This window comes from Cohnella lupini (genome assembly GCF_003386205.1).
Taxonomy (GTDB): domain Bacteria; phylum Bacillota; class Bacilli; order Paenibacillales; family Paenibacillaceae; genus Cohnella; species Cohnella lupini.
In genome coordinates this window covers 24,682-51,375 of record NZ_QRDY01000027.1, presented here as the reverse complement: position 1 = coordinate 51,375, position 26,694 = coordinate 24,682, and the positions used below count along the sequence as shown (strand labels likewise).

The window sequence follows — 26,694 nt, the reverse complement described above, 5'->3', positions numbered from 1 at the left end:
ACTTGCATGTATTAGGCACGCCGCCAGCGTTCGTCCTGAGCCAGGATCAAACTCTCCATAATAGAGCGCCGTCGACAAGTCGACATTGCTTATAATAGAGCCTTTTGAGGCTCAATCTGTATTGCTGGTTTGTCTTCCGCAGACTCGAAAGTCCGCCTCAGACGTTTGTTGTTTCTTACGCTCAATGTTCAGTTTTCAAAGAACAATTTGTGTTTCGTTTTTCTCGTTTATCGCGTGCCCTCTTGAAGCGGCTTAAATAATATATCACAGCCCACTAGACGATTGCAACCCTTTTTTCTAATGAATTTTAATTACTTTTAGAATGCGCAAAAACCGGTATCCGCCAAGCTGGCGAACACCGGTTTTACTCCTCTTATCCCGCTATTAAGCTTAAGCGTTAAGAGTCGGAACGATCCCGCATATGAGGGAACAGCAATACGTCGCGAATCGATGGAGCGTCGGTCAACAGCATGACCAAACGGTCGACGCCGATTCCCAGACCGCCGGTCGGCGGCATGCCGTACTCGAGAGCCCGGATGAAATCCTCGTCCATCTCGTGCGCTTCGTCGTTACCCGCTTCCTTCTCCGTCAATTGGGACTCGAATCGTTCGCGTTGATCGATCGGATCGTTAAGCTCCGTAAATGCGTTCGCGTGCTCCCGCGCCACGATGAACAGCTCGAAGCGGTCGGTAAAGCGAGGGTCCGACTCCTTCTTCTTCGCCAAAGGAGAGATCGCGACGGGATGCCCCGTTACGAAAGTAGGTTGAATCAGCGTGTGCTCGCAGAACGTTTCGAAGAACGCGTTCACGATATGGCCGAACGACATATGCTTTTCCACCGGAACCTTATGTTCCTTGGCTATGGCATGCGCTTCCTCGTCGCTCATCTGAACCTCGAAATCGACTCCGACCGTCTCCTTGATCAACGCCGTCATTGATACGCGGCGCCAAGCCGGAGTCAGATCGACCTCTTGTCCTTGATAGATGATCTTCGTCGTGCCGTGAACTTCCTTGGCGATATGAGCGATGAGTTCTTCGGTTAACCGCATGATATCCTCGTAATCGGCATAAGCCTCGTACAATTCAATCATCGTGAATTCCGGGTTGTGTCGCGTCGAGATTCCCTCGTTGCGATACACCCGTCCGATCTCGTACACCTTCTCCAGTCCGCCGACGATCAATCTTTTCAGATGAAGCTCGATGGCGATCCGCATATAAAGCTGCATATCGAGCGCGTTATGATGAGTCACGAACGGACGGGCCGCGGCGCCTCCCGCGATGGAATGCAAAGTCGGCGTCTCAACCTCCAAATATCCGCGATCATCCAAGTATCGGCGCATCGATTGAATGATGCGGGAACGAGAGATGAAAGTCTTCTGCACATCCGGATTAACGATAAGGTCAACGTAGCGCTGGCGATAGCGGGTCTCTACATCCTTCAGCCCATGGAACTTATCCGGCAATGGCAGCAAGGACTTCGTAAGAACCTCGAGATCTTTGACCTTAATGGAGGTTTCGCCGGTCTTCGTCTTAAAGACCACCCCGCTAACCCCGATCATGTCGCCGATATCCAGAATATCGAATGCTTGATACTTATGGGCCGGAATCGAATCCGCGCGAACGTAGATTTGAATTCTTCCGCTAAGGTCCTGGAGATTCGCGAACGAGGCTTTACCCATTGCGCGTTTCGTCATGATGCGGCCGGCTATGCTAACCTCGATCTCTTTCTCTTCAAGCTCTTCCTTCGACAGCTCCGAATACTGCTCCAGGATCTTGCCCGCTTCGTGCGTACGGTTAAATTTCGTGCCGAACGGATCGATGCCAAGCGCACGCAGCTCGTCCAGCTTGTTGCGTCGGATTTGCAATAATTCGCCTAGTTCGATCGATTCCGGCTGTTCGTTATGTTCCATGTTCGTTCTCCTTCACTTCTTATCGATAATGACCGCATGTGGACGATCAAGCATTCCATATTCGCGATTAACAGGCAAAAAAGCTTCCCAAGGAAGCTTTTTAACACCCATCGCTCGGATTTTCCGTCCTGATGACGGCGTTAACGTCTTGCGTCTTATATCTTGATATCGACAATTTTGTATTGAATGATGCCCGCGGGAACGTTTACTTCGACCGTCGTGCCTTTTTTCTTGCCGATAATCGCTTTTCCTACGGGACTTTCGTTCGATATCTTGTTATTCAACGGGTCGGATTCAGCCGTTCCCACGATCGTGTATTCCATCGTATCGCCGAATTCCAAATCTTCGACGACGACTTTAGAGCCGATGCTGACGGTTTCCAGATCGATCTCGTCGCTGTTGATGATACGCGCGTTGCGGAGCATTTTCTCCAACGTTATGATGCGGCCTTCGATAAAAGCCTGTTCGTTCTTCGCGTCTTCGTATTCGGAGTTCTCGCTAATATCGCCGTAACCGATGGCAACCTTAATGCGTTCCGCGACTTCGCGGCGTTTGACGGACTTCAGGTTTTCGAGTTCATCTTCAAGCCTCTTAAGCCCATCCTGGGTTAGAAGCACTTCCTTATCGCTCATCTCACCGATCTCCTGTCATGGAAAAGATTTTCAGGGTTGCATATCAAATATATGGTCGGTCACCGCGGACATGACACCGTTAAGGAAACAAGTCTACGGTTTTCCTGCTGTTCGGGCGAATATTGGTACTGATTATATTTCAAGCCCTGAAAAATGTCAATTCGCGGAAATGGTCCCCTGGACCCGATTGAAACCGTTTCCTCCTAGTGTACGAGAATTTCGCCCGATTCAGAAGCTTCGGCCGCCTCGCGTTGGAGCAAGTCATCCACCGTACGGACGTAATCCTCGAGCACGGATACGACGGAGGACCGGGAAGTCAGATCCATGATCGAGTTTTTGACCACGGTGGAATCCGGCAAGCCCTTCAAGTACCAAGCCAGATGCTTGCGCATTTCCCTAACGGCGACGTTCTCGCCCTTCAGATCGGCTAAGCGGTCCAAGTGTAGAACGGCAATGCGGATTTTCTCCGCGGGAGTCGGTTCGGGAAGCAATTCTCCGGTAGTCAGAAAATGAACGGTACGGTATAGCATCCATGGATTGCCCAGTGCCCCTCGTCCGATCATGACCCCATCGCAATTCGTATGTTCCAGCAGACGTTTCGCGTCTTCCGGGGAGAATACGTCGCCGTTGCCGATAACCGGGATGTTGACCGCTTGCTTGACGTCCCGCAAAATATCCCAGTTCGCTTTGCCGGTATAGAGCTGTTCCCGCGTACGGCCATGCACGCTCACCGCGGCGCCGCCCGCGCGCTCTACCGCTTGCGCGTTCTCTACCGCATAGATATGCTCGTCGTCCCAGCCTATGCGCATTTTTACCGTTACCGGCTTTTTCGCGGCATCCGCCGCGTAGGAAACCATTTCGTAAATTTTCTTCGGATCAAGAAGCCAACGAGCGCCCGCGTCGCATTTCGTTACTTTCGGTACGGGGCAACCCATATTGATATCGATGATATCGGCATTCGTATTCTGATCGACGAATTTCACGGCCTCCACGAGAGATTCCTTATCCCCGCCGAAAATCTGCAAGCTGAGCGGTTTCTCCCTTTCGTCCACGAACAGCATTTCCAAAGTCCGCGTATTTCCGTGCAGAATCGCCTTATCGCTAACCATCTCCGCGCAAACGAGACCGCAACCGAATTCCTTCGCGATCAATCGGAAAGCCGGATTGCAGACGCCCGCCATGGGAGCCAGCACGACATTATTATTCATCGGTACGTTACCGATCTTAAGCATTACCCTATCACACCTTTCGTAGCCCTTGGCCATCCCACTCGGCGTAACGCGCGATGCCTTCCTCCTCCAGTGAGAAAGCCGTCAACTCCGCTTGCCAAGGAAAATGGTTTTCCTCCGGCCAGATGTCCGCGAGCGGTACTAATACAAATGCCCGCTGTCCCATTCTGGGATGCGGGAGCGTTAATTCCGGAGTATCCAACGTCTCGTCTCCGTACACCAGTAAATCCAAGTCTATATTACGCGGTCCCCAACGAACGTCTCTCACCCGGCCCATTTCCTGTTCGATCGCGAGTAAGCGACGCAGCAAGGAAACGGGATCCAATTCCGTAAGGAGGCAAACCGCCATATTGAGAAAAGAAGGCTGATCCGTATAACCTACGGGAGCGGTCTCGTAAGCCGCCGATATTCGGAGCAATTCCAGTCCGGGTTCGGCTTGCAGCCTGCGTATCGCATCCGCTAAAGAGGCTTCTCGGTTTCCTAGGTTAGCGCCTAGCGCAACGTATGTTTCTTGCACGTATTTCTCAATCCTCTACAGGTACGATGTTGCCGAGCGAATCTCTTTGTCTGCGAAATTCCACGGTCACTCCGTCGAAAGTAATATCGAAAGGCGGGTTCGGCTTCGTAACCGACACCGTTGCTTTGATGATACTAGTATACGTACCGAGTAGGGTAGACGCAATCTTTTCGGTTAACGTCTCGATCAGCTTGACCGGTTGCCCCTCCACGATACCCTTGACGACCGAATGGATTTCCGCGTAATTGACCGTGTCGGCAACGTCGTCGCTCTGCGCCGCGCGGCTTAAATCGATCCCCAGATCAAGATCGACGATATATTTCTGTCCAAGCTTGTTTTCTTCCGGAAAAACGCCATGATACCCATAAAACACCATTCTTTTCAGTATCATTCTATCCACGCCGATCTCCCCTTCCTGCTTGCCGGTAAATAATCGCGTCCGTCATGGCGGCAACCCGCTTATTGTGAAGGACGTCGTGTACCCTGACGATCTGGCAGCCTTGGGCGATGCCCAAAGACGTAGTGGCCCCCGTCCCTTCCGCTGCCTCTTCCGCGGAAACGCCAAGCGTTCGCCGTATGAACGTTTTGCGGGAAGTACCTAGCAGAACCGGGTACCCAAGTCCGACGATCTCGTCGAGCCGACCCATCAATTCCACATTATCGTCGTAATTCTTCGCGAAGCCGATTCCCGGATCGAGCCAGATAAGCTCATCCGCTACGCCGGCATCCCGAGCCAGACGAACGCTGTCCAGCAAATCGTTCAATACATCCGGAACGAAATTCTTGTAGTCCCGCTCCGGCCGATTATGCGTAAGAATAACGGGGCATCCGTATTGCGCGGCTACTCTAGCCAGCTCGGGATCGCGTTTGAAGCCCCATACGTCGTTCACGATATCCGCGCCAGCTTCCAAAGCTTGCCTGGCTGTCTCCGCTTTGTAGGTATCTACGCTGATCGGAAGATTCACATACTCGCGGACCGCTTTAATGACGGGTATTATTCGTCTAAGCTCTTCTTCCAAGGAAACGGGATCATGCCCCGGTCGGGTGGATTCCCCGCCTATATCGATCAGATCCGCGCCTTCCGCTTCCATCTGCTTCGCTCTGGCAACGGCAGCCTCCGCTTCGTCGAAACGTCCGCCGTCGGAGAAGGAATCGGGCGTCGCGTTAAGAATGCCCATGATAAGCGTCCTTTTCCCCAACTCGAGCTCTAGCCCGCTCCGAAGACGATATCGGCGAGAGTAAAAAGTCGGACTCATCTCGATTCGTTCCTTTCGGCGTCTTCCCTGTATTTATTCATCAGCGTATAGGTGATCGCCCCTACGGAGTTACACCCTCCCGGATTAAGGCCCCGTCCCCCGATGTTCTCGACTTTCGTGACCGGAACGATTTCTTGGATGGAATTCGTTAGGAATACTTCGTCGGCGTATAATAACTTGTCCCAGCCGTATAATCCCTGCTCTGTTCTAATACCCATATCCTTCGCCATTGCCAACACGTGCCGTCGCGTAATTCCGTCTAGCAAACCCGTCGATTCCGCCGGGGTGTAGAGTACGCCGTCCGAAATCCAGAATACGTTGCTGACCATGCCTTCGACGACGTGCCCTTCCTTGTTCAGGAATAGGCCCTCCGTGCCGGGTCTGGCGCCTTCGCTATTCAATTCCCTCTTCGCGTTGATATTATTCATATAATGAAACGACTTTAGCCGGACATCTCCTTCAGGAGAGCTCCGGGGAAGCTTTAGCTGCCGTACGATCTTACCCTTGCGCGTAGCCGGATCATCGGCCGCCAATTCCTTCGCGTACACGATCTCGTTCGGCTTGTCGTAATCATCCGTCGGCAGTCCGATCGCGCCCTCGCCCGCCGATACCGACCAACGGATGTAGCCGTCCTCCAGCCCGTTCGCTTCAAGCAGCGCTTGCACATCCCCGCGCATCCTGTCTACGTCCGGCACGTATCGAATGCCGAGCAGCTCGCAGCCCTTCGCCAGTCGCTCCGCGTGTTTGTCCAGCAGCCAAGGCTCGCCTTTATAAGTACGAAAAGTCTCGAACAAGCCCATTCCGTACAAAAAACCGTGATCGAATGCGGAGATCACGGCTTCATTATTGGCTGTCAGTCGTCCGTTAAACAGGATCTTCATGCCCTGACGCCCGATTTCTGGTTTAAGAAATTCCGCAGAATCTGAAGTCCGTTATCCGTCATGATCGACTCCGGATGGAATTGCACGCCTTCCACGACGTATTCCTTATGCCGCAGCCCCATGATAAGACCGTCTTCCGTCTGCGCGCTGATCTCCAGGCAATCCGGAAGCGTATCGCGCTTCACGATCAAGGAATGATATCGGGTCGCCGTAAAAGGAGAAGGAAGTCCTTCGAAGATCGTCCTTCCATCGTGGGCGATCTGCGACGTCTTGCCGTGCATGAGCTCGTCGGCACGAATGACGTCTCCGCCGAAAGCCTGTCCGATCGCTTGATGGCCCAGGCAAACTCCGAAGATCGGGATCTCGCCCTTGAAGCGTTCCAGAAGCGCGAGGCTAACGCCGGCTTCATTCGGCGTGCAAGGTCCCGGGGAGATAAGGATGTGGTCCGGGGCCAGCTTGGATATGCCGTCCAGATCGATCTCGTCATTCCGATGGACGACGACTTCCTCGCCGAGCTCTCCTAAATACTGCACCAGGTTATACGTAAAAGAATCGTAATTGTCGATAACCAGAATCATATCGGTTCCCCCTGCCCTTCACTGTACTGTACGGCTTTCCAAAGCGCCTTCGCTTTGTTCAAGCATTCGTAGAATTCGCGCTCGGGCTCCGAATCGATTACGATTCCGGCTCCGGCTTGTATATGACAAACGCCGTTCTTGACCGTTATGGTACGAATAATAATATTAAATTCCATATTTCCGTTATAGTCAATCCATCCCATAGATCCGGTATACGGACCTCTCCGCGTGGGCTCGAGTTCTTCGATGATTTCCATCGTGCGGATCTTGGGCGCTCCGGTAATCGTTCCTCCCGGAAAAACCGCCGCCAGGACGTCGAGCGCGTCCTTCCCTTGAGCGATACGCCCCTCGACTTGGGATACGAGATGCATCACGTGAGAGTAGCGCTCGACGGTCATGAGCTCGGGAACCTTAACCGTCCCGTATTCTGCGACGCGGCCGAGATCGTTCCGCTCAAGATCCACGAGCATGACATGCTCCGCCCGCTCTTTCTCGCTCGCCAGCAGCTCCGCCTCCATCGCGCGGTCTTCCTCCGGCGTTAACCCGCGTCGGCGGGTTCCGGCAATAGGGCGGGTGGACAATCGGCCTTCGTCCAGCTTGACGAGCAGTTCCGGAGATGCGCTAACGAGCGCGAAATCCGGAGAACGAAGCATTCCCATGTAGGGCGAAGGGTTCACCAATCGGAGCCAGTCATATAGCGTCTCGGGCGAGATATCCGTGCGCAAGCTTTGCCGAAAAGACAGATTAACCTGAAAGACGTCGCCTTGCCCGATATACTCCCGTATGCGACGCACCGCGGATTGATAATCGGACTTACTCATGGAAGTCGTGAGTCCGGGTATGTTCTCAACATCGATTTGCATTTGATCCCGATCCATCTTCGACCGCATTTCGCTCGCGCGGCCGATCCGGTCCGCCGTCCGGCTCGCCGAGCTCCACTTCAACCATTGCCGCTCCATTTCCATCGCCCGGTGCTGAGCGTCTCGATATCGCTGCCCGAGTGCCGTTGCATCCATTCCGGTCTCGCAATGGACATGAACCACGCTATAAATCTCATTGTCCCGATGGTCGGCGATCCAGAGCTCCTCGTAACGTTGGAACACGTAATCCGGCAAGTCCAGATCATCCCTAGCAAGCACCGGGAGCCTCTCCAAGCTACGCACGATATCATAGCTCCAAAATCCCAGAATACCTCCGATGCAATCCGGAACGCCATCCGGTCTTGGCCCCGCCCATGGACTCATCCACTCCCTAAGAAGCGTTAACGGGGCGCCTTCGACTACACTCGTCTCGACCCAATCCTCATCTCTTCTTTCGAGAATGCGTGCCCGATCGCCTTTACCCTCGATAACCGACTCCGGACGCAAGCCGACGATGGTGTACCTTCCGCCCTTTCCGCTTTCCAGTAAGCATCCATACGCGGACGCCTCTTTCCAGACGAGATCCCAGAAAACCGGCAACAGACTTTCCGAATCCAGCGCCAGCTTGCGTACGTACGGTAGCAAGGCATAATCGCCATCGTTGCTCCACCGTTCCCATTGCTTCAATGCGATGACTTCCACTCTTCCTGCTCCCTTAACCAATCTCATACTAAGCAGAATACCACAAAAGCCGTTCTCGTGCTTCGCTTCGACTGCGAGTCGACCCGTTGGCTACTTCTGCTCATGTCCGAATAGACGAAAAACAGCCCCCGCCAAGGCGGGAGCTGCCGTTTACGTATATAAAGATTAGTTGTCGAAGTTGAACAGAGGCGTGCTCAGGTAACGCTCGCCGTTGGAAGGAACGATCGCGATAACGCGTTTGCCTTCGCCAAGCTCTTTAGCGACTTTTAATGCCGCGAAGATAGCCGCGCCGGAAGAAATACCGACAAGCAAGCCTTCTTTCTTAGCTACCGCGCGAGCCGTTTCGAATGCTTCTTCGTTCTCTACGGTAATGACTTGGTCGTAGATTTCACGGTTCAGGATTTCGGGAATGAAGTTAGCGCCGATACCTTGGATTTTATGAGGGCCGGGTCCGCCGCCGGACAGCAAAGGAGAAGCAGCAGGCTCAACCGCAACGATCCTGATGCCGGGGAAGCTCGCTTTCAGGACTTCGCCTGCGCCTGAGATCGTTCCGCCAGTACCGATGCCGGCTACGAACGCATCCAGTTTGCCGTCGAAAGAATTAATCGCTTCCACGATTTCCGGACCCGTCGTCTCGCGATGAATTTTCACGTTGGCTTGGTTCTTGAATTGTTGCGGCAGGAAGTAGCTCGGGTTTTCCTTCACGATCTCTTCCGCTTTCTTAACGGAACCGTTCATGCCTTCGGAACCCGGTGTCAGCACGAGTTCCGCGCCATATGCGCGAAGCAGGTTACGGCGCTCCAAGCTCATCGTTTCAGGCATAACTAGAATAGCGCGATAGCCCTTTGCAGCCGCGACTAACGCAAGACCGATACCCGTGTTGCCGCTGGTCGGCTCAACGATCGTCGTCTCGCCCGGTTTGATCAGGCCTTGCTTCTCCGCTTCCTCGATCATGCTGATAGCGATACGGTCTTTAACGCTGGAACCCGGATTCTGGTATTCCAATTTCACGTAGATTTCCGCGCTGCCTTCAGGCACGACGCGATTCAAACGAACGAGTGGCGTTTCGCCGATTAGCTGGGTTACGTTCTGGACTAACTTTGCCATTGGACTAGTTCCCTCCCAAAATATGCGGCAGCTTGCCGCCTCATCGCGTTAATCCGACTAAAACAGTCGGCTTTTTGTTTGTTTTCATCTTAACAAACCCCCCGGAGGATTGTCAATAGCTGGTTACAGCAATTCAAGACCCGCGCGAATCTAAGGCCGCAATGCAGGCTCTTTTACATCGGCGTCGTACTTGACCAATAGCGCTTCTTCCAGATCTCTCATGGACACGGTCTTCCCGAGTGCCAGCAATCTCCGAGCTTCCGCTCGAATATCTTCTTCGGATCTCGTCTGGATTTGGCTTCGCCCATCCAAACGAACGATCACGTAACCTTCATCCGTCGGTACCGGACCGCCTAATTCTCCGACCTGCATTTCGGCTATCGCATGAAGAACGGATGGGGACTCGAAAGGGTCTTGATCCTCTATCCACCCCATCTTGCCGCCATCGTCGGCCGTAAATTCATCCAGCGAATAATTACGGGCCAGCTCCCCGAAGTCGTCACCGTCCGCTAACTTTTGAAGAAGTTCGTTTGCTTGTTGCTCTGTCTCCACTACGATTTGCGCCCATTCGTATTGCTTCTTAGGCTGGAGCTCCTCTTCGTGCTCTTCCAAATACGAGTCGATTTCGTGCTCCGTCACTACGATACCGTTAATGGAAATCTTCTCTATGATCAATCGGTAACGGGCATCCTCGCGAACCTCTTCCCGGTTCATCCCGAGCTGATCGTTCATGGCCGCATAGAATTGTGCCTCGTCCTCGTATCCTTGTTGCATATTTCGCAGTTCTCGATCCAGCTCTTCATCGGAAACGACAATCCGAAGAGCTTTCGCTTCTTCCTCCGCAGCGCTTAGGAGCATCATGCTCCTAAGCGTCTGCGAACCGTAAGCGGATATCAGCTTGTCGAGCAATTGCCGTCGGGAAATGGATACTTCCCCTACGGTTGCCACGATCTCGTCGTTATCGAGGATCTCCCTTGGATTATTCCCGCCGGGAGTCGGGGAAGGAGAAGAAGACGCAGAAGGATCCGACTTCATGCACCCCGATGTCATAACCGAAGTCGTTAAGAGGGCAAGCAGTACGAGCGGCCTGAACAGCCGTATCGTCTCCCTCATGTTAAACCAGTCCTTCCTTATTTGCGTTCCGCAAGCCGGTATAACGCTTCCAGCTCATCCGCTTCGAACAGATATTTCTCGTTGCAGAAGTGGCAATGCAGTTCCGCCTGCCCATCTTCCTCGATCAAGCTTCTAAGCTCTTTTTGCCCAAGAGTGATAAGTACTTTCTCGAATCGGTCGCGAGAGCAATGACATTGAAATACGGGTTCTACCGTTTGATGAATGGTCAGGTCGTCGCCTACGAGAAAACCCAGGATGCTTTCGGGCGTTTCCCCTTGGTCCAACAAAGCCGTTACATGCGGCATAGCCGCAATGGCTCGCTCCAAACGTACCAATTGTTCCTCCGGAAGTCCGGGTAGTACCTGGACGATGAAGCCCCCGGCATGAGCGACCGTATTATCCGTATTAACGAGCACGCCTAACCCGACGGCCGAAGGGCTCTGCTCAGACTCCGCGAAATACAGCGTAAAATCTTCGGCAAGCTCTCCCGAGATGATCGGCACGCTTCCCCGGTAGGGCTCCTTAAGTCCGAGATCCTTCGTCACATGCAGGTAACCCGTTCTTCCGACCACCCCGGCTACGTCGAGCTTTCCTTCGCTGTTGCTCGGAAGGTGGATGTGAGGATTGTCTACGAAACCTCGTACTTCTCCCTCGGCGTTCGCATCCATGACGATCTGACCTAACGGTCCGTCGCCCTTTACCTGAATCGTAAGCTTTTCTTTTCCTTTAAGCATGACGCCCATCATCGCCGCGACCGTCGCCGTGCGGCCAAGCGCCGCCGTTGCGGTCGGAAAAGTGTCATGTCGCCGTTGCATTTCCGATACCAACGCCGTCGTACGAGCGGCGAACACCCGCAATCCGCCATTCCACGCCGTTCCGCGCACTAATTCGTCTTTCATGCTGCATTGCCTCCTTCGTGAAGCGGTGAAACAGTCAACCGCGTGCTTGCCGACTATCTATCTTTACCCATTTCGTTCGTACACGATCCTCAAGCCTTCTAATGTAAGTAACGGATCTACCTTCTCAATAGTTTCCGATTCCGCGGCAATTAAATCCGCAAGGCCGCCCGTCGCGATAATTCTAGGCTGAACGTTGAACTCCTTGCAGATGCGCCGAACGATTCCGTCAACCTGACCGGCATAGCCGAAAATTATTCCCGCCTGCATCGCAGCCACCGTGTTGCGCCCGATGACGGTCTTCGGCTTCGATAACTCGATTCGCGGAAGCTTCGCCGCTCTTTGGTATAACGCCTCCGCCGAGATGCCTATCCCCGGCACGATCGCGCCGCCCAGATAAGCCCCGGAAGCATCGATATAGTCGAAGGTCGTCGCCGTTCCGAAATCCACTACGACGAGCGGAGTCCCGTATTGTTCGATGCCGGCGACCGCATTGACGATCCGGTCGGCGCCTACCTCGCGCGGATTCTCATACCTTATGTTCAATCCGGTTTTGATGCCTGGTCCGACGACCAAAGCTTCTTTTCCGACATACTTGGCGAATAACTGCTCAAGGGTGTTCATAATCGGGGGAACGACGCAGGAGAGGATGACCCCTTCGATTTGCTCCGCTTTCACGTTCGCTAGTTGGAACAAATTACTGATCATCACGCCGTATTCGTCTACGGTGGCGGAGCGATTCGTACTTAGGCGCCAGTGGTGCGTCAACGAGCGCCCTTGATACAAACCCAATACGATGTTCGTATTACCGACATCTACGACTAAGATCACGACGCTCCCCCCTTTTTCTTCGCGTTCAAATCCAGACTGATATCGAGCGCCGTAAAAGAGTGGGTCAAGCCGCCTACCGAGATAATATCGACGCCGCTACGCGCCACTTCCGCCACCCGCTCCGGCATAATCCCTCCGGAGGCTTCCAATACGATATGCGGCGCAAGCTTGCGAATGACCTTGACGGCCTCCGCCATATCATGCGAATTCATGTTATCCAGCATCACGATATGCGCTCCGGCGCTTACGGCCTCTTCCGCTTCCGCAAGGGATTCCGCTTCCACTTCGATCATCATGGTGTGCGGAATGCGCGATTTCGCCGCATGGACGGCCGCCGATATTCCCCCGGCCGCCTTAATGTGGTTATCCTTGATCATAACGGCATCATAGAGGCCGAAGCGATGATTCGCTCCTCCCCCGACTCTAACCGCGTACTTCTCTAAGGTTCGATGTCCCGGCGTCGTCTTGCGCGTATCCGCAATTCTGACCGGTTGCCCTTGGGCAGCGACGACGTATTCGTTCGTTTTGGTCGCGATTCCCGACAGCCTTTGCAGCAAGTTCAGGGCGAGCCGCTCGCCGGTCAGAATACTATGCGTCGAACCTTCGACGATCGCTAGTACCGTGCCGCGCTCCACAAAAGTTCCGTCCGTCACTTGCGCGTTGAATTTCAAGCTTTTATCGATAACCTCGAACACGAGCCGTGCCAGCGGGATGCCGGCAAGGATTCCCGCATGCTTCGCGTGAATAATGCCGGTGGATATATGCCCCTGAGGCACGGTTGCCATCGTCGTGACGTCCCCCGAACCGATATCCTCTGCCAACCACGCCCGTAGATGGTCCTTTACCGCCTCGATCGCGGGACCGCCGATCGCCCAATCGCTTTCTCGTTCAAACATCGTCGTCGACCCTTTCTGTGCGTATGCCTTTTTCCCTGTTAAGTATCGTATGCCTGCGCCAGTTCATATCGTCCTTCTGAGGATAATCTTCCCGATAATGGCCGCCTCGGCTTTCCTCGCGATTTAATGCCGCTTCCGTAACGAGCATCGCGCAGGTCAGCAAGTTCGCGTATTCCAGTTCTTCTTTCTTGGATAAGCATAATTGTAATAATGGCAATTGCTTCTTCAAATCCTCCAAGCCCTTCAATAAACCCGCGCGGTCCCGCCTTAAGCCGACATATCGGACCATATTTTTCTGAAGCTTCAACCGGCGTTCGATTAACGCCCCAATCAATGAAGAGTTTCGATCTCCCGAATTGCCATTATCCGCGGTCAATTTATTAGGAGAGAGCTCATTAATGGCATCTACGATTCGTTGTCCGAATACGATAGCCTCGGAAAGCGAGTTACTCGCCAACCGGTTCGCACCGTGGACGCCTGTGGAAGAAGCTTCCCCGCAAGCGAATAATCGCTTAATGCTCGTCTCTCCGTGCAGATCCGTTTTGACTCCTCCCATCATATAATGGGCGGCCGGAGCGACCGGTATCCAGTCAGTCGTCATGTCGAGCCCGTAATTCAGACAGAATTCGTATATCGTCGGAAAACGATGCTTAATCAGCTCAGGAGTCTCATGCGTAATATCGATGTAAACGTATGTCGATTTCGTAGCTTCCATCTCGGTGACGATAGCCCGCGCAACGACGTCTCTTGGAGCAAGCTCCAGCTGCGGATGGTAATTTTCCATAAAACGATCGCCCCGAATATTGCGCAAGACGGCGCCTTCGCCGCGAACCGCTTCCGAGATCAGAAAACGAGGCGCCCCCGGATAACATAACGATGTCGGATGAAATTGGTTGAACTCCATATCCCTAATGTCCGCCCCGGCCCGGTAAGCCATCGCTACGCCGTCTCCGGTAGCCACCTCTGGATTCGTCGTATACCGATATAGCTGCCCCGTGCCGCCCGTACATAGGATGGTAGCTCTGCCGAAAACAGCGACGCGGGATCCATCCGGCTTCTGAACGATCGCGCCGCGGCATTCCTCATCCTCCGTTAACAAATCGAGTACGAAATGATCGTCCCATAATTCGAGAGTAGGGTCGGATTTTACCTTCTCCGCCAATGCTCTCACGATTTCGTAACCGGTCGCATCGCCATTCGCGTGCAGAATTCGGCGTTGGCTATGGGCACCCTCTTTGGTCAAGGCGAAATGACCGTCTTCTTCATCGAAGTTCGTGCCGTATCGTATGAGCTGTTGAACTCCGCGGGGTCCCTCATGAACAAGAACGTCGACCGCCGAAGCTTCGCATAAGCCAGCTCCGGCAATCAACGTGTCTTGGGCTAGAAATTCGGGTGAATCCTCATCCGATATGACGGCGGCGATACCGCCTTGCGCGTAACGGGTATTACTGTCGAACAAAGACTTCTTCGTAATCATTAGAACGCGCTTAGTTTCGCTCGTCTTCAGCGCCGTATACAGACCGGCGATTCCGGCTCCTATGACGATGACGTCCGTCTCTACGCGTGGAAGCTTGTCTAGATCAAAATCGACAACGTAACGTGGAATCATGATTAATTTCGTCCCCACTCCAACAAGAGAGTAGCGCAGGTTATTTAACCAATAACATGCGCTCCAGCGATAATCGGGCTTTGTCCGCGACATCCTGCGGAACGTATATTTGCGGTTGCATCGTTTCCAGACATTTAACGACCTTCTTCAGGTTGTTCACTTTCATGTTCGGGCAGACAAGGAATTTCGAAGCGAAGTGGAACGTTTTGTCCGGGCTGTCCAACCGTAGTTGATAACCCGTTCCGTCTTCCGTTCCGACGATGAATTCCTTATGGCTCGATTCCCGGCAATGCTTCAGAATTCCGGTCGTGCTTCCGACGAAATCGGCCATTTCCACGACTTCCGGGCGGCATTCCGGATGAACGACGAATTCCGCGTTCGGGAACTTGGCACGCATTTCTTCCACGTCTTTAATTGTAAGCATGTCGTGGGTGTTGCAATAGCCTTCCCAGATAATCATTTTCTTGTCCGTAAATTGTTGAACGTAATGACCTAGGTTCTTGTCGGGACACCAGATGACTTCGTCGGAATCGACCGAGTTCACCACGTTAACCGCGTTGGCCGACGTACAGCATATATCAGTCTCCGCCTTCACGTCCGCGGAGGAGTTAATGTAGGTGACGACTTTGGCATTCGGGTGCTTCGCCTTTAATTCCTTCAGCCCGATCGGGTTAACCATATCGGCCATCGGACAGCCCGCTCGTTCGTCCGGTACGAGCACCGTTTTGTTCGGTGCTAGGATCTTGGCGCTCTCTCCCATGAAATGTACGCCGCAAAATACGATCACGTCGGCATCCGTAGATGCTGCCTTCTGGGCAAGTAAGAAGGAATCGCCGCGGAAATCGGCAACCTCTTGTATTTCATCGCGTTGGTAATAATGCGCAAGAATAATGGCATTGCGTTCTTTCTTAAGCTGCATAAGCCGTTCGCGCAATTCGCGGTTTTGTTCCGCTTTACGCTCTAGGGCCAAAGCCTCCATGATAATTCCTCCCTAAGATGAACCGAAAGTTTGTGAATGAATGCACAAACATGGCGGGATTGCTGTCTTTAGTGTGGACGAAAAGGACTTCGTTCATTAACACTTAATTTACACTTGCCACGTTAGGCTGTCAATTCATCTGGCAACGATTGAAAGCCCTTTTTTCGCCGCTTAGTCCCCGAAATCCCCCCACATGAACCCGACTGTCTTCTTTCCTCCGATTTCCTCCCTGCAGTTCGCTTTTACCGCAAAAAAACAGAGTGCCCCTAACGCCTTACGGCGCGGAAACACTCTGTTTACAATCATCTTGTTATTTCGGTTCCTCGGAGCCGTCATCCTTGCGCAAATCCGGCGTAGTCGGCAATGGCTCGTCGTCGCGGGTTTGAATCCGGACTTTGACGTTGCCAAGCGTATCCACGATCGGTTCCGCTTTCGATTCGCCTTCCGAAGTCGAAGTCTCTACGCTTTCCGGCAACAGCTCGCCCTTCTCGATCAAAGACTTGATTTGTTCGAGATCAAGCGTCTCTACGCTAAGAAGCGTGTTCGCGATTAAGTGCATTTCCGCGCTCTTCTCGTTGAGCAGCTTCTTGGCCCGATCATAACAATCCCGAGTGATGCTCTGCATCTCTTGGTCGATCTCGTATGCGATAGCATCCGAGTAGTTCTGTTCATGCCCGATATCGCGACCCAGGAACACTTGACCTTGCGAGCTTCCGAACTGCATCGTTCCGAGCTTCTCGCTCATTCCGTATTCCATGATCATCGCACGTACGATGCTCGTCGCGGACTTAAAGTCGCTATAAGCGCCCGTGCCGATTTCTCCGATGAAGATTTCCTCGGCAGCGCGGCCCGCAAGCAAGCCGGTAACTTTATCGAGGAGCTCTTGCTTGGTCACGAGCATGCGATCTTCCTTCGGAAGCATGATGACGTAACCGCCGGCGCGTCCGCGCGGAATGATCGTTACCTTGTGGACCGTATCCGCATGCTCCAGGAAGAACCCGGCAATCGTATGGCCCGCTTCGTGATAAGCGACGATGCGCTTCTCGCGGTCGCTGATGACGCGGCTCTTCTTCTCGGTACCGACGACGACGCGATCGATAGCTTCATCGACTTCAGTCATGGCGATATCCTTCTTATTACGACGAGCAGCAAGCAATGCCGCTTCGTTCAGTAAGTTCTCCAGATCCGCTCCGGTAAAGCCGGTCGTCCGCTTAGCAATCGTGCCAAGACGTACGTCCTTGTTGAGCGGCTTGTTGCGCGCATGAACCTTCAATACCGCCTCGCGGCCTTTGACGTCTGGACGATCAACCGTAATTTGACGGTCGAAACGGCCCGGACGAAGCAATGCCGGATCGAGAATATCAGGGCGGTTAGTCGCGGCTACGATAATGATACCTTCGTTCGCTCCGAAACCGTCCATCTCGACGAGGAGTTGGTTCAACGTTTGCTCGCGCTCGTCATGTCCGCCGCCGAGGCCTGCGCCCCGTTGACGACCAACGGCATCGATCTCATCGATGAAGATGATACAAGGTGAATTCTTCTTCGCGTTCTCGAACAAGTCGCGGACACGGGATGCCCCGACGCCTACGAACATTTCCACGAAATCCGAACCGGAGATCGTGAAGAACGGTACGCCCGCTTCCCCGGCAACTGCCCGGGCTAGCAAGGTCTTACCTGTACCCGGAGGACCTACGAGCAGAACGCCTTTGGGAATGCGCGCGCCAAGCGCGGCAAACTTGCGGGGATCCTTCAAGAACTCGACGACCTCGACCAGTTCCTGCTTCTCTTCGTCCGCTCCGGCCACGTCTTCGAACGTAACCCGCTTCTTCTCTTCATTATACAAGCGGGCACGGCTCTTGCCGAAGTTCATCACTTTACCGCCGCCGCCCTGTGCCTGATTGATCAGGAAGAAAAACAGAACGAACATAATAATGAACGGAATGATGGAGGTCAAGAATGTCAGCCAGAAGCTTTGTCCCGGCATTTTTTTGTCTTCGATTGGAATTCCTTTTTCCACTGCGGCATCATGTAGCTTCGTTGCCGCAATTTCGGTCAAAGGAAGGCGTCCCGAGAACAATTCGCTCTTGATGTCGGCAGGTATTGTTTTATATTTACCCGTAATTAAATACGTACCGCCTTGAGCTTGCATCGTCATTTCCTTGACGTTGCCTTGTTGAACCACCTGCATAATTTCATTGTAATTCAATGCCTTGGTCGTCTCGTTCTTTCCGATAAAAAACTGAACGATTCCGACGGTCACCAAAAAGATAAGTAAGTAAAACCCTGTGTTCCGGATGAACCGATTCATCCCCGACCTCCTCTCGACACGCTTACATCATTTTACCATAGCCTGTCTTGGCATCACAATAATAACGCGCCGCCGCATGGGCGGCTTGGTTTAACTAGAATAAACTTCCGGTTTAAGCACGCCGACGTACGGAAGGTTCCGGTACTTCTCGGCGTAATCAAGACCGTAACCGACGACGAACGCGTCCGGAATCGTGAACCCGGTGTAATCCGCGTTCAGGTCGACCGTGCGGCGACCCGGCTTATCGAACAGGGCAACCACGTTAACCGTTAAAGCGTTGCGACGTTCGAGCACGTCGATCAAATAGCTAAGGGTCAACCCGCTATCGATTATATCTTCTACAATGAGTACGTCGCGACCTTCAACGGATGCGTCCAGATCTTTAATAATCTTGACTTCTCCGGAAGATCTTGTGGAATTGCCGTAACTGGATACCGCCATAAAGTCTAGCTCGATCGGTATCTCGATGTTCTTGGACAAGTCCGCCATAAAGATAAACGCGCCTTTCAGTACGCAAATGACTAACGGATTGCGTCCTTCGTAGTCGCGGGTAATCGCCGCTCCTAGCTCCCGTACCTTCTGCTGTATTGCTTCTTGCGAGTATAAAACTTCTTGAATGTCGTTTTGCAAAAAAGGTACCTCCCAGTGATTATTACACGGTATGATTGCTTTACACCGATCATGCCCTAGTTTTCGGTCCCCGTGAACGTAATCCGTAACGTCGTACGGGTATCCGCGGTAACCAGAGCGTGGCTCGAGCGTCGCAATCCCGGAATCCAGAGCACGCGTTCGTCCCCATCGACTAGGATCGGCAGCTTGTCGCGCCGGGAGCGCGGCACTTTGGCATCGACGAACATATCTTGCACTTTTTTGGTGCCGTTTAGTCCGTATGGATGCATCAGATCGCCCGGCAGCCTGCTGCGTACCCGAAGAGGGAATTTCAATCGGGCTAAGTCGAAACAAGCTACTCGCCTGTCTGTACCTCCATAAGCCATCGGGCCTTCTAGACGTTCCAGCAGCACTTGCTCACCCGTTTCGTTAATTCGGACTTCGTTCATCGTCTCCGTGACGATATACGTAAAGTTTACCGGTCCCGGCAGACCCGGACCGATATACACCTCTTCATATTCCCTACTGAGCACCCAGCCATCCCCGATATCCAATTGGATGACGGTGGGACTTTCTTGTTCGAGAGCTGCTAGAATTTCCTCCACTAACTGATAATCCAGCATTCTACGGGGGTTTGAAGAACAGTTTAATATTAATTTAATCAATCTGCGTTGTAAAGCGACGTGACGGCCGCGGAACCATCGTCGCCCTACCCGGAAGCCATCCCCGGAAGGAGCAATTCCTTCTTCGAACGCTCGTCGGGTCTGGTCTTCCATATAATCGTCGTCCGCCGCTGCCATGTCGGCAAGTCTGACCAGCGAATCCTTCAGCCTGGGATTGTGCTCCTCCAGCATCGGCAACAGATCCAAACGGACGGCATTGCGGAAATAATGTCGGTCGGCATTGCTGCTATCAACCGCGTAAGGCACCCCGTTTCGCTTACAGTAATCCAGTAGCTCACATTTGGTTATACGCAATAGAGGTCGAAACAGTTCCAATTGATCCTCTTTTCGGCGATAAGGAATTCCCGCGAGTCCGCTGATCCCCGTCCCGCGGATCAATCTCATCAACACCGTCTCCGCTTGATCGTCGGCGTGATGGCCCATTAGAAGAAAAGGGCAAGAATGTTTTTCCGCGACCTGCCTCAGAAAATCATAACGCTTCTCCCTGGCCGCGCTTTGGGCGTTCATGCCCGTACTCGCTATGTATTCGGGTAATCCTAGCTCCACCGTCTCGAACGGCAGTCCCCATTCCTTCGCTACGCCTGCAACAAGCTTAGCTTCCTCTTGCGATTCCGCGACTCGGAACTGGTGATTGGCATGCGCGACGATGATCCGGAACGGCGTCTCCTTCGCCATGCTCTTCAGAAGATGAAGGAGCGCCATGGAGTCCGGACCGCCGGATACCGCGGCCACGACGGCGCTGTCCTTGCGCCACCAGCCGTCCGCGCGAGCTTGCGCCAACAGTCGGGGCTTCCACTCATCCTGAGATTGCACCGTCATTTCTCCTTATGGAGTTATTCTGATCTTAATACCCTTTATTGAAGCAACCAAATCGCCGTGATCGATAAGCTTATCACGATCGCGGCGCCGAGCAGCCCGGCCATCCAAGCAGGAACGCGATCGTCCGGGGATTTCGGTTTCTGCGATACCCGGATAGCCTCCCGCCATTGCTTGGAAGCGTCCTGGGTATTCTCGAATCTTCCGGTCAACGCTTTCTCCATCCAATTTTCCAACGGCAGCAGCCGTGAATTGCTTCTTACGATTTTCATCAGCTCGCGCGGATGGCGATTCTGAGGAATCAAAGTCTTGGTCAGCTGTATCAGGCGCTTACCTTCAAGGGCGTGCAGCCATAATAAAGCAACGGCGAAGTGGTCGTAGGCCGGATCGGCGATACGACTCCCCGCGGACCAATACCCTCTATCGTAGATTTCGGTAAATTGCCGGACGCTGCGGCCGATAGAAGACGCTCCGCCGTAATCGACCAACTCTACCCGACCGTATTCCCCGACAAGCACGTTATCGCTCTTGATATCCCCGAACACCCAGCCGGCCTCATGTAATTGCGACAATCGTTCCAGCAAGCGATAGCCGATGACTCCGATCCAATGGGAGCCCCTCTCGCGTAAATAAGCTTTTACCGGTATGCCGGGAATATACTTCATAACGTAGAAAGGCACGTTCTTACCTTCCAAGACGGTATCGTCCACATCCAGCAAAAAGGGGGATCGCCCTTTCTCCGTATGATCCAAGGAAGCTAGTATATTGGCTTCCCCTTGGAGTTCGGCGCTTTCGATGCCTAATTTGACCGCGAATTTCGCTTTCGTGCTTGAGGAGGCCAGATACACTTGCCCATTCGAGCCCCTCCCAAGCAGTCGGTCAAGACGATAGAGCTTTCCGTTCCATTTACCTCTGATTTCCGTCCCCTTCGGAAGAGGCTGCCTATCAGACGACGTAGTCACTCCGCACCTCGTTCGATTCGCCTCGTTTAACGTGCAACGGCGTGTCCATTAGCTCTGTTTTGCTTATTTTACCACAAGTATCCCGAATAAAATCAACGATCTGCAAAAGCGCCGGCCCCGTCGGCGTCGTTCCCCTCATGCGAATTCTGCCGAACAGCGAGCTAACTTTGGAAGCATCGGACGTCCAACCTGCATCCATCACGCAGTAAGAATGTTGGGTATCGCCCGGAAAATGGAACACGGAAACCTGACTCTTGCCTACTCGGGCTTGCAAACTTAGCGTGAGATCCCTAATGGCCTCCTCGACGGCGTGCAGCTTCGGTTTCATGCTGGCGCTCGCGTCGATAAGAAGCGCAACGGATAGCGACATCGTTTCTTCCATCTCTTCCATGACTTTTACGACTTCCGCTCTCTTGGGAGGGGGCAGCGCGCCTACGTTATCCACGCCGAAAAGTTGGCGCAGCTCTTGGCTGACGGCTTGGCGTATGCTTCCCGCTACCGTTTGGCGCGTCATCATCTGTACCGTTCGCGACAGCTGGCGACTGGTCACGATCTGGCTGATGCCTCCGCCGGCGCGAGCGATCTCGGCGATCTCCGTCGCGCCGTATTCCCCGATGGTTCCTTCGTCGATAACTCCCGCCACGTTAACCGTTATTCCTTCGGCATACGCTTGGGCGGCAGCGATTACCGGACTTTCCCCCACGTTCGAGCCTCCGTCGGTAATGAGCAATATTTGCTTCATTTTCCCTCACTCCTTTTTCATTTCTAGCATCTAGTAAGAGTGTCGCCAAGGAATGGGAGATTTAACCTTGTTGGGAGGGTTTTGCGGTTGGTTGAGGGGCAAAGAGAGCGTGTTTGAGCCCGGGAGGGCGGGAGTTTTGTGCGAGGTGGGGGGAGTTAGCTAACTTGCTTCGCTAATTCAGCTCAGATTAGCATCGGTAGGGGGAGTTAGCTAACTTGCTTCGTTAATTCGGTTCAGATTGGCTTCGGTGGGGGGAGTTAGCTAACTTGCTTCGCTAATTCGGTTCAGATTGGCTTGGGTGGAGGGAGTTAGCTAACTTGCTTCGCTAATTCGGTTCGATTCGCCATCGGTGAGGGGAGTTAGCTAACTTGCTTCGTTAATTCGGTTCAGATTGGCTTCGGTGGGGGGGAGTTAGCTAACTTGCTTCGTTAATTCAGCTCGATTCGCCATCGGTAAGAGTGGGTAGTCCGCTCTCGTTACTATCTCCGTTCGATTCGACTCTGGTGTGCGGAGTTAGTCCGGTTTCGTTACTATCTCCGCTCGATTCGGCTTCGGTTGACTGAGTTAGTCCGGTATCGTTACTATCTTCGTTTGATTCGGCTCTGGTGTGCGGAGTTAGTCCGGTTTCGTTACTATTTCGGTTTGATTCGGCTTCGGTGGGCTGAGATAGTCCGATCTCGTTACTATCTCGGTTCGATTCGGCTTCGGTGGGCTGAGATAGTCCGATCTCGTTACTATCTCCGCTCGATTCGGCTTCGGTTGACTGAGTTAGTCCGGTATCGTTACTATCTTCGTTTGATTGGTCCGATGATGGAAGCATTAATACGATAAAAAGGAGCCGCCTCAAAAGGATTTCCCTTTGAGACGACTCCTTAATCCTCTGCTCCATTACTCTCCCTTTTGCTCCATCCGTTCCTGTTCCTCTTCTAACCGCTCATACATTCCGCTCCTTCTGTTCCTCTCCTAACCGCCCTCTCCATTCCCCTCCGTTCCTGTTCCTCTGCTAACCGCTCAAACATTCCGCTCCTTTCCTTTTCCCAGAGTTAGCCCGGAGTTAGTGCTGACACTTCCATCTATAAACTCACTTAGTCTGAATAAACTACCTCTTCTATTAACGGTCAGCTCACCGTCCTTGGGCGCTCCAGCCGATTCAGGCCCGGCCATCGGAATGCGGCCCATTCCGGCTGATGGCGCGTAAGCCGGGTTACGATGACGGTCATATCATCCTTCACTCCTCCCGGATATTGACGCAATGCCGTGTCCAGCAACGCGTCGGCGATCTCCTGCGGATCCCCGTCGTCCATTTCCTGGAGCACCCTTTTCATCCATAGCTCCTTATTGATGGCATGTCCGGGGGAATCGAGAATTCCGTCCGTCATCATGATCAAGGTGTCTCCCGGCTGAAGCTGCACCCGAAGCAGATCGATCTCGATGTCATGCAGGATGCCAATGGGCAAGTTATTCGCCGCAATCGGAATGATCTCCCTCCCCCTCTTAATGAAGCTTGGCGTCGATCCGATCTTAAGCATGGTGGCATGGGCGGTATACAGATCGATCAGCGCGAGATCGACCGTCGCGAACATCTCCTCGGGAGAGCGCAGCAGCAATACGGAATTAACGGATTTCACCGCCAGCCGCTCGTCGATTCCCGACTGTAGCAATTGCTCCAGCATCGATAACGCGGCGCTGCTTTCCATGCGAGCCCTCACTCCGTTGCCCATTCCGTCGCTTAAAGCTACCGCGAATTTTCCATTTCCCAGCTCCACCATGCTGAAGCTGTCTCCCGACAGCATATCGCCATCCTTGGCAGCTCCAGCCACCCCCGTCTCCACCTCGTAAATTTTGGCCGACGCGAACGTCACCGTGCTGAGATGAGTCGCCGGCACTCCGCTTCGCTCATGGCTAACCGAGACCGTTTCCCCTAGAATCTCCGACAAGATCGGAGCAATCATCTTCCGGCACTCGTCATACCCGGTACGGAATGCGTGAACCATCTCGATGTCGATGTGTCCCTCCTCTAAACTAATAATATCTATGTTCTGAATCGCCAGCCCCAGATGGTCGAGGGCTTCGCGGATCTGCCTCTCCTGAACATCCATCTGTACGGCTTCGCGACGAATTTCCTTCACCAAATCATCCATGACCTGCGAAACGCCGGATAACTGATCCGCAACGAGGAACCGGCTATCCTGCAGTTGCTGCCGCCAATGCAGATCATGACGATAGATCTCGTACTGGCGTTTGAGTACATCGAGCACGAGAGGCGTCTTCACGCAGATTCGGCTCCAAGATTTCGGGATTTGCGCGGGCATCAAATCCGGCTCCTCCTCGACCGCCGTCATCATGTCCGTCATTAACTTATACGTTTGGATGAATTGCCCATCCCAACACAAACCGCGACGATGGCAGTTCGAGCATGCCCTTTCATGCACCTCGTTTACGAAATGATCGAAATCCCGGCCTTGCCTAACGGTTTCCCCCGCTTGGGTCATTTGCCGAAAGCTTCCGGACAGCTGTCTGAATACCTCCGAAAATTTCTCCACCCTTGCCGCCGTCAAATCTCTGACTTTCTGGGCATAATCATGCTGGTTCTGAGCATAGCTTGTAGTACCCGGAATATACTTGGATAACAGCTCCGAGAACGAACGCGGGGTGAACAGGAAGAGTACGGAAGCCGCTACGGTCGCCCACGTAGACGCCATCGTATCCACCGCGCTTCCCCCATACAAAGCCAACACCGAGGTTCCGAGCAATAATCCGAAAATGGATGCGGCCTTACCGCCCTCTCTCACAAGACCGGCCATTAAACCGCCGAAAGCAAGGAGTCCAATTTCCGATGCCGCGCCAAGATCGGACAAGCTGAGAATCATGCCGGCAACGACGCCGGCGGAGGTTCCCATGGCGGGTCCGCCCACATAAGCCGTCATCACCACGAAATAACGGGACAGAACGCTTGCCACCGCGATCCCATAGACGGTCCAGCCGGTCATCCCCGTTAGCAGACAAGCGAGCAATATCGCGATTCCGACCCATTCCTCATGACGGAGCGCCGTGGATTTCCTCGTTCGCGTGAGAACGGGAAGCGCGTGCACGAAGAGTAACGTAAGCACGAAAGCCAGTCCCGCTTCGACCAAGGTTAACGCGTAGGGTAACCACGCGGTTGTTTCGGAGAGTAGCGTATCGAATAACCGGACGATTAAAGTGGCCGCGAATACTACGACGGGGGCATGGGATAGGTCCGCCCTTTCGTACAGCACTAATCCTCGATATAACAAGTAGATGATGGCGATTTCCCCGCATATGACCGCAGGCATCGGATCCAGAGCCCAGAAGCTTCCCGCTACAAGGGAGAGCATAGCCCAGAATGCCAAATCCCTGCGCAGATAGAGCACGACTCCGAAGAAGGCTGCCGCGAAAGGCGCGATTCCCTCCAGCATGGTTGCTCTTCCGAGCAAAAATCCGATTCCGATGACCAGCGCGAGCCATTGCTGCGCTTTTAGAGCTTCCCCCCATCTCGCCAACAACGTAGGCGGATTGGATTCTCCTTGCAATTGCTTTGTTTTCTTCCGTTTCTGAAACCAACGCTTGCGCCCCGACTCGGGAACAAGGGACGGGCCCGTTCCCGTACGCGGCACGAAAGGAATTACGGACGGCTTGTCCATGATGCACACCCCATTTACCAGATTGAATTGTGTTCTTTATTATAGGGGGGGCTTTTCATGAAGTTTGTCATAAACGGTTGGTGGGAAAAAAGTTTTTTCCGACAGGTTCGCGCGCGGCGCGACGACTCTATTCGCGAAGCAGCGAAACCGCGGCGCCCCGCGTTACAATGATGAATTATATAGCTACGCGACAAGCCGATTCATCATTTACGACAGCAAAAAAACGCGCTCATCCGACGGGCGATGGCGCACATTGCCGCTCTTATTCAGACGCGAACCGCGCTCGTGTGCCGGATAGGCGCGAAGGATGCGGCGGGTTAAAATTTTCTCAGTAAACTCTTGGCCTTCTCTCTAAGCCTATCTGGTTACGCAGCTAGTAAATAACGCCGGAAACATAACAAAGCCGGACCCAAGGGCCCGGCTCCGAAAATACGTTATCATCTTATATCTTACGAACGACGTCCACCACGTCCGCCTCGTTTGGATTCGGTACTTTTCTTAAGATTAGAAATGCGCTCTTCGCTGTCTTTAAGGAAGCGTGACAATTTGTCATCAAAAGAGGGGGATCTTCCGAAACCACCCGGTTTGGAGGGACGACCACCGCGATCTCGTGGTCCACGTTGTTGCGGTTGTTGCTGTTGTTGCTGTTCCGGCGGTTTATCCACGGCTTGACGAATGGACAGACCGATCTTGCCGTCTTTGTCCACGTTAATGACTTTGACCGTAACCATGTCATTAATCTTCAAATGCTCATGAACGTCCTTCACATAGCTGTCCGCAATCTCGGAAATATGAACGAGTCCAGTTACTCCACCCGTCAAATCAACGAAAGCTCCGAAATGCGTGATGCCGGTAACTTTGCCCTCCAATTTGGTACCCACTTCGATGGCCATAAAAACCGATGTTCCTCCCTGAAC

The 26,694-nt window shown here is 53.3% G+C and carries 24 protein-coding genes and 1 rRNA gene; all 25 read right to left on the bottom strand.

Annotation, left to right across the window (positions count from 1 at the left end; all coding sequences use genetic code 11):
* Positions 1-62 (bottom strand): 16S ribosomal RNA (locus tag DFP95_RS25630); the annotation flags it as partial.
* A gap of 335 nt (positions 63-397) precedes the next feature.
* Complete coding sequence (gene lysS / locus DFP95_RS25625) at positions 398-1,909, bottom strand: lysine--tRNA ligase (RefSeq protein ID WP_115995529.1); 1,512 nt, start codon at positions 1,907-1,909, stop codon at positions 398-400.
* Between the two features lie 155 nt (positions 1,910-2,064).
* Positions 2,065-2,541 carry a transcription elongation factor GreA gene (gene greA / locus DFP95_RS25620; RefSeq protein WP_115995528.1) on the bottom strand — a complete coding sequence of 159 codons (477 nt, stop codon included), beginning with the start codon at positions 2,539-2,541 and terminating at the stop codon, positions 2,065-2,067.
* A 203-nt stretch (positions 2,542-2,744) separates the two neighbouring features.
* Positions 2,745-3,773, bottom strand: a complete 1,029-nt coding sequence (dusB, locus tag DFP95_RS25615; protein ID WP_115995527.1) for a tRNA dihydrouridine synthase DusB — start codon at positions 3,771-3,773, stop codon at positions 2,745-2,747.
* 7 nt (positions 3,774-3,780) lie between these two features.
* Positions 3,781-4,287, bottom strand: a complete 507-nt coding sequence (folK, locus tag DFP95_RS25610; RefSeq protein ID WP_115995526.1) for a 2-amino-4-hydroxy-6-hydroxymethyldihydropteridine diphosphokinase — start codon at positions 4,285-4,287, stop codon at positions 3,781-3,783.
* A 7-nt stretch (positions 4,288-4,294) separates the two neighbouring features.
* On the bottom strand, positions 4,295-4,687 hold the full coding sequence (gene folB, locus DFP95_RS25605; RefSeq protein ID WP_115995525.1) for a dihydroneopterin aldolase: 393 nt from the start codon (positions 4,685-4,687) through the stop codon (positions 4,295-4,297).
* Positions 4,680-5,543 carry a dihydropteroate synthase gene (gene folP / locus DFP95_RS25600; protein ID WP_115995524.1) on the bottom strand — a complete coding sequence of 288 codons (864 nt, stop codon included), beginning with the start codon at positions 5,541-5,543 and terminating at the stop codon, positions 4,680-4,682. The genes folB and folP overlap by 8 nt, the downstream gene beginning before the upstream one ends.
* Positions 5,540-6,424 carry an aminodeoxychorismate lyase gene (gene pabC, locus DFP95_RS25595; protein ID WP_115995523.1) on the bottom strand — a complete coding sequence of 295 codons (885 nt, stop codon included), beginning with the start codon at positions 6,422-6,424 and terminating at the stop codon, positions 5,540-5,542. The genes folP and pabC overlap by 4 nt, the downstream gene beginning before the upstream one ends.
* Positions 6,421-7,002 carry an aminodeoxychorismate/anthranilate synthase component II gene (gene pabA / locus DFP95_RS25590; RefSeq protein WP_115995522.1) on the bottom strand — a complete coding sequence of 194 codons (582 nt, stop codon included), beginning with the start codon at positions 7,000-7,002 and terminating at the stop codon, positions 6,421-6,423. The genes pabC and pabA overlap by 4 nt, the downstream gene beginning before the upstream one ends.
* Positions 6,999-8,564 carry an anthranilate synthase component I family protein gene (locus DFP95_RS25585; RefSeq protein ID WP_115995521.1) on the bottom strand — a complete coding sequence of 522 codons (1,566 nt, stop codon included), beginning with the start codon at positions 8,562-8,564 and terminating at the stop codon, positions 6,999-7,001. Before DFP95_RS25585 ends, pabA begins: the two co-directional genes overlap by 4 nt.
* A gap of 165 nt (positions 8,565-8,729) precedes the next feature.
* On the bottom strand, positions 8,730-9,671 hold the full coding sequence (gene cysK / locus DFP95_RS25580; RefSeq protein WP_115995520.1) for a cysteine synthase A: 942 nt from the start codon (positions 9,669-9,671) through the stop codon (positions 8,730-8,732).
* A gap of 150 nt (positions 9,672-9,821) precedes the next feature.
* Positions 9,822-10,784: a peptidylprolyl isomerase gene (locus tag DFP95_RS25575; RefSeq protein WP_115995519.1), complete on the bottom strand. Its 963-nt coding sequence runs from the start codon at positions 10,782-10,784 to the stop codon at positions 9,822-9,824.
* Positions 10,785-10,801: 17 nt separating this feature from the next.
* The gene (gene hslO / locus DFP95_RS25570) at positions 10,802-11,683 is read right to left on the bottom strand and encodes an Hsp33 family molecular chaperone HslO (protein ID WP_115995518.1); all 882 of its coding nucleotides are present in this window, start codon (positions 11,681-11,683) and stop codon (positions 10,802-10,804) included.
* 63 nt (positions 11,684-11,746) lie between these two features.
* Positions 11,747-12,511, bottom strand: coding sequence for a type III pantothenate kinase (locus DFP95_RS25565; RefSeq protein WP_115995517.1), 765 nt, complete (start codon positions 12,509-12,511; stop codon positions 11,747-11,749).
* Positions 12,508-13,407, bottom strand: a complete 900-nt coding sequence (nadC, locus tag DFP95_RS25560) for a carboxylating nicotinate-nucleotide diphosphorylase (RefSeq protein WP_115995516.1) — start codon at positions 13,405-13,407, stop codon at positions 12,508-12,510. The genes DFP95_RS25565 and nadC overlap by 4 nt, the downstream gene beginning before the upstream one ends.
* The gene (gene nadB / locus DFP95_RS25555; RefSeq protein WP_115995515.1) at positions 13,400-15,016 is read right to left on the bottom strand and encodes an L-aspartate oxidase; all 1,617 of its coding nucleotides are present in this window, start codon (positions 15,014-15,016) and stop codon (positions 13,400-13,402) included. The genes nadC and nadB overlap by 8 nt, the downstream gene beginning before the upstream one ends.
* 40 nt (positions 15,017-15,056) lie before the next feature.
* Positions 15,057-15,995, bottom strand: coding sequence for a quinolinate synthase NadA (gene nadA, locus DFP95_RS25550; RefSeq protein ID WP_115995514.1), 939 nt, complete (start codon positions 15,993-15,995; stop codon positions 15,057-15,059).
* 310 nt (positions 15,996-16,305) lie between these two features.
* On the bottom strand, positions 16,306-18,303 hold the full coding sequence (gene ftsH / locus DFP95_RS25545; RefSeq protein WP_115995513.1) for an ATP-dependent zinc metalloprotease FtsH: 1,998 nt from the start codon (positions 18,301-18,303) through the stop codon (positions 16,306-16,308).
* 90 nt (positions 18,304-18,393) lie between these two features.
* Positions 18,394-18,933 carry a hypoxanthine phosphoribosyltransferase gene (gene hpt, locus DFP95_RS25540; RefSeq protein ID WP_115995512.1) on the bottom strand — a complete coding sequence of 180 codons (540 nt, stop codon included), beginning with the start codon at positions 18,931-18,933 and terminating at the stop codon, positions 18,394-18,396.
* Positions 18,934-18,989: 56 nt separating this feature from the next.
* The gene (gene tilS, locus DFP95_RS25535; protein WP_181907607.1) at positions 18,990-20,408 is read right to left on the bottom strand and encodes a tRNA lysidine(34) synthetase TilS; all 1,419 of its coding nucleotides are present in this window, start codon (positions 20,406-20,408) and stop codon (positions 18,990-18,992) included.
* A gap of 41 nt (positions 20,409-20,449) precedes the next feature.
* Positions 20,450-21,373: a serine/threonine protein kinase gene (locus DFP95_RS25530; protein ID WP_115995510.1), complete on the bottom strand. Its 924-nt coding sequence runs from the start codon at positions 21,371-21,373 to the stop codon at positions 20,450-20,452.
* Positions 21,357-22,115: a vWA domain-containing protein gene (locus tag DFP95_RS25525; protein WP_115995509.1), complete on the bottom strand. Its 759-nt coding sequence runs from the start codon at positions 22,113-22,115 to the stop codon at positions 21,357-21,359. The genes DFP95_RS25530 and DFP95_RS25525 overlap by 17 nt, the downstream gene beginning before the upstream one ends.
* Before the next feature lie 433 nt (positions 22,116-22,548).
* Positions 22,549-23,004 (bottom strand): hypothetical protein, encoded by a 456-nt coding sequence (locus DFP95_RS25520; RefSeq protein WP_115995508.1) that lies wholly within the window; start codon positions 23,002-23,004, stop codon positions 22,549-22,551.
* A 229-nt stretch (positions 23,005-23,233) separates the two neighbouring features.
* Positions 23,234-25,777: a stage II sporulation protein E gene (gene spoIIE / locus DFP95_RS25515; protein ID WP_115995507.1), complete on the bottom strand. Its 2,544-nt coding sequence runs from the start codon at positions 25,775-25,777 to the stop codon at positions 23,234-23,236.
* A 449-nt stretch (positions 25,778-26,226) separates the two neighbouring features.
* Positions 26,227-26,670, bottom strand: coding sequence for a S1 domain-containing RNA-binding protein (locus tag DFP95_RS25510; protein ID WP_115995506.1), 444 nt, complete (start codon positions 26,668-26,670; stop codon positions 26,227-26,229).
* Positions 26,671-26,694: the final 24 nt, after the last annotated feature.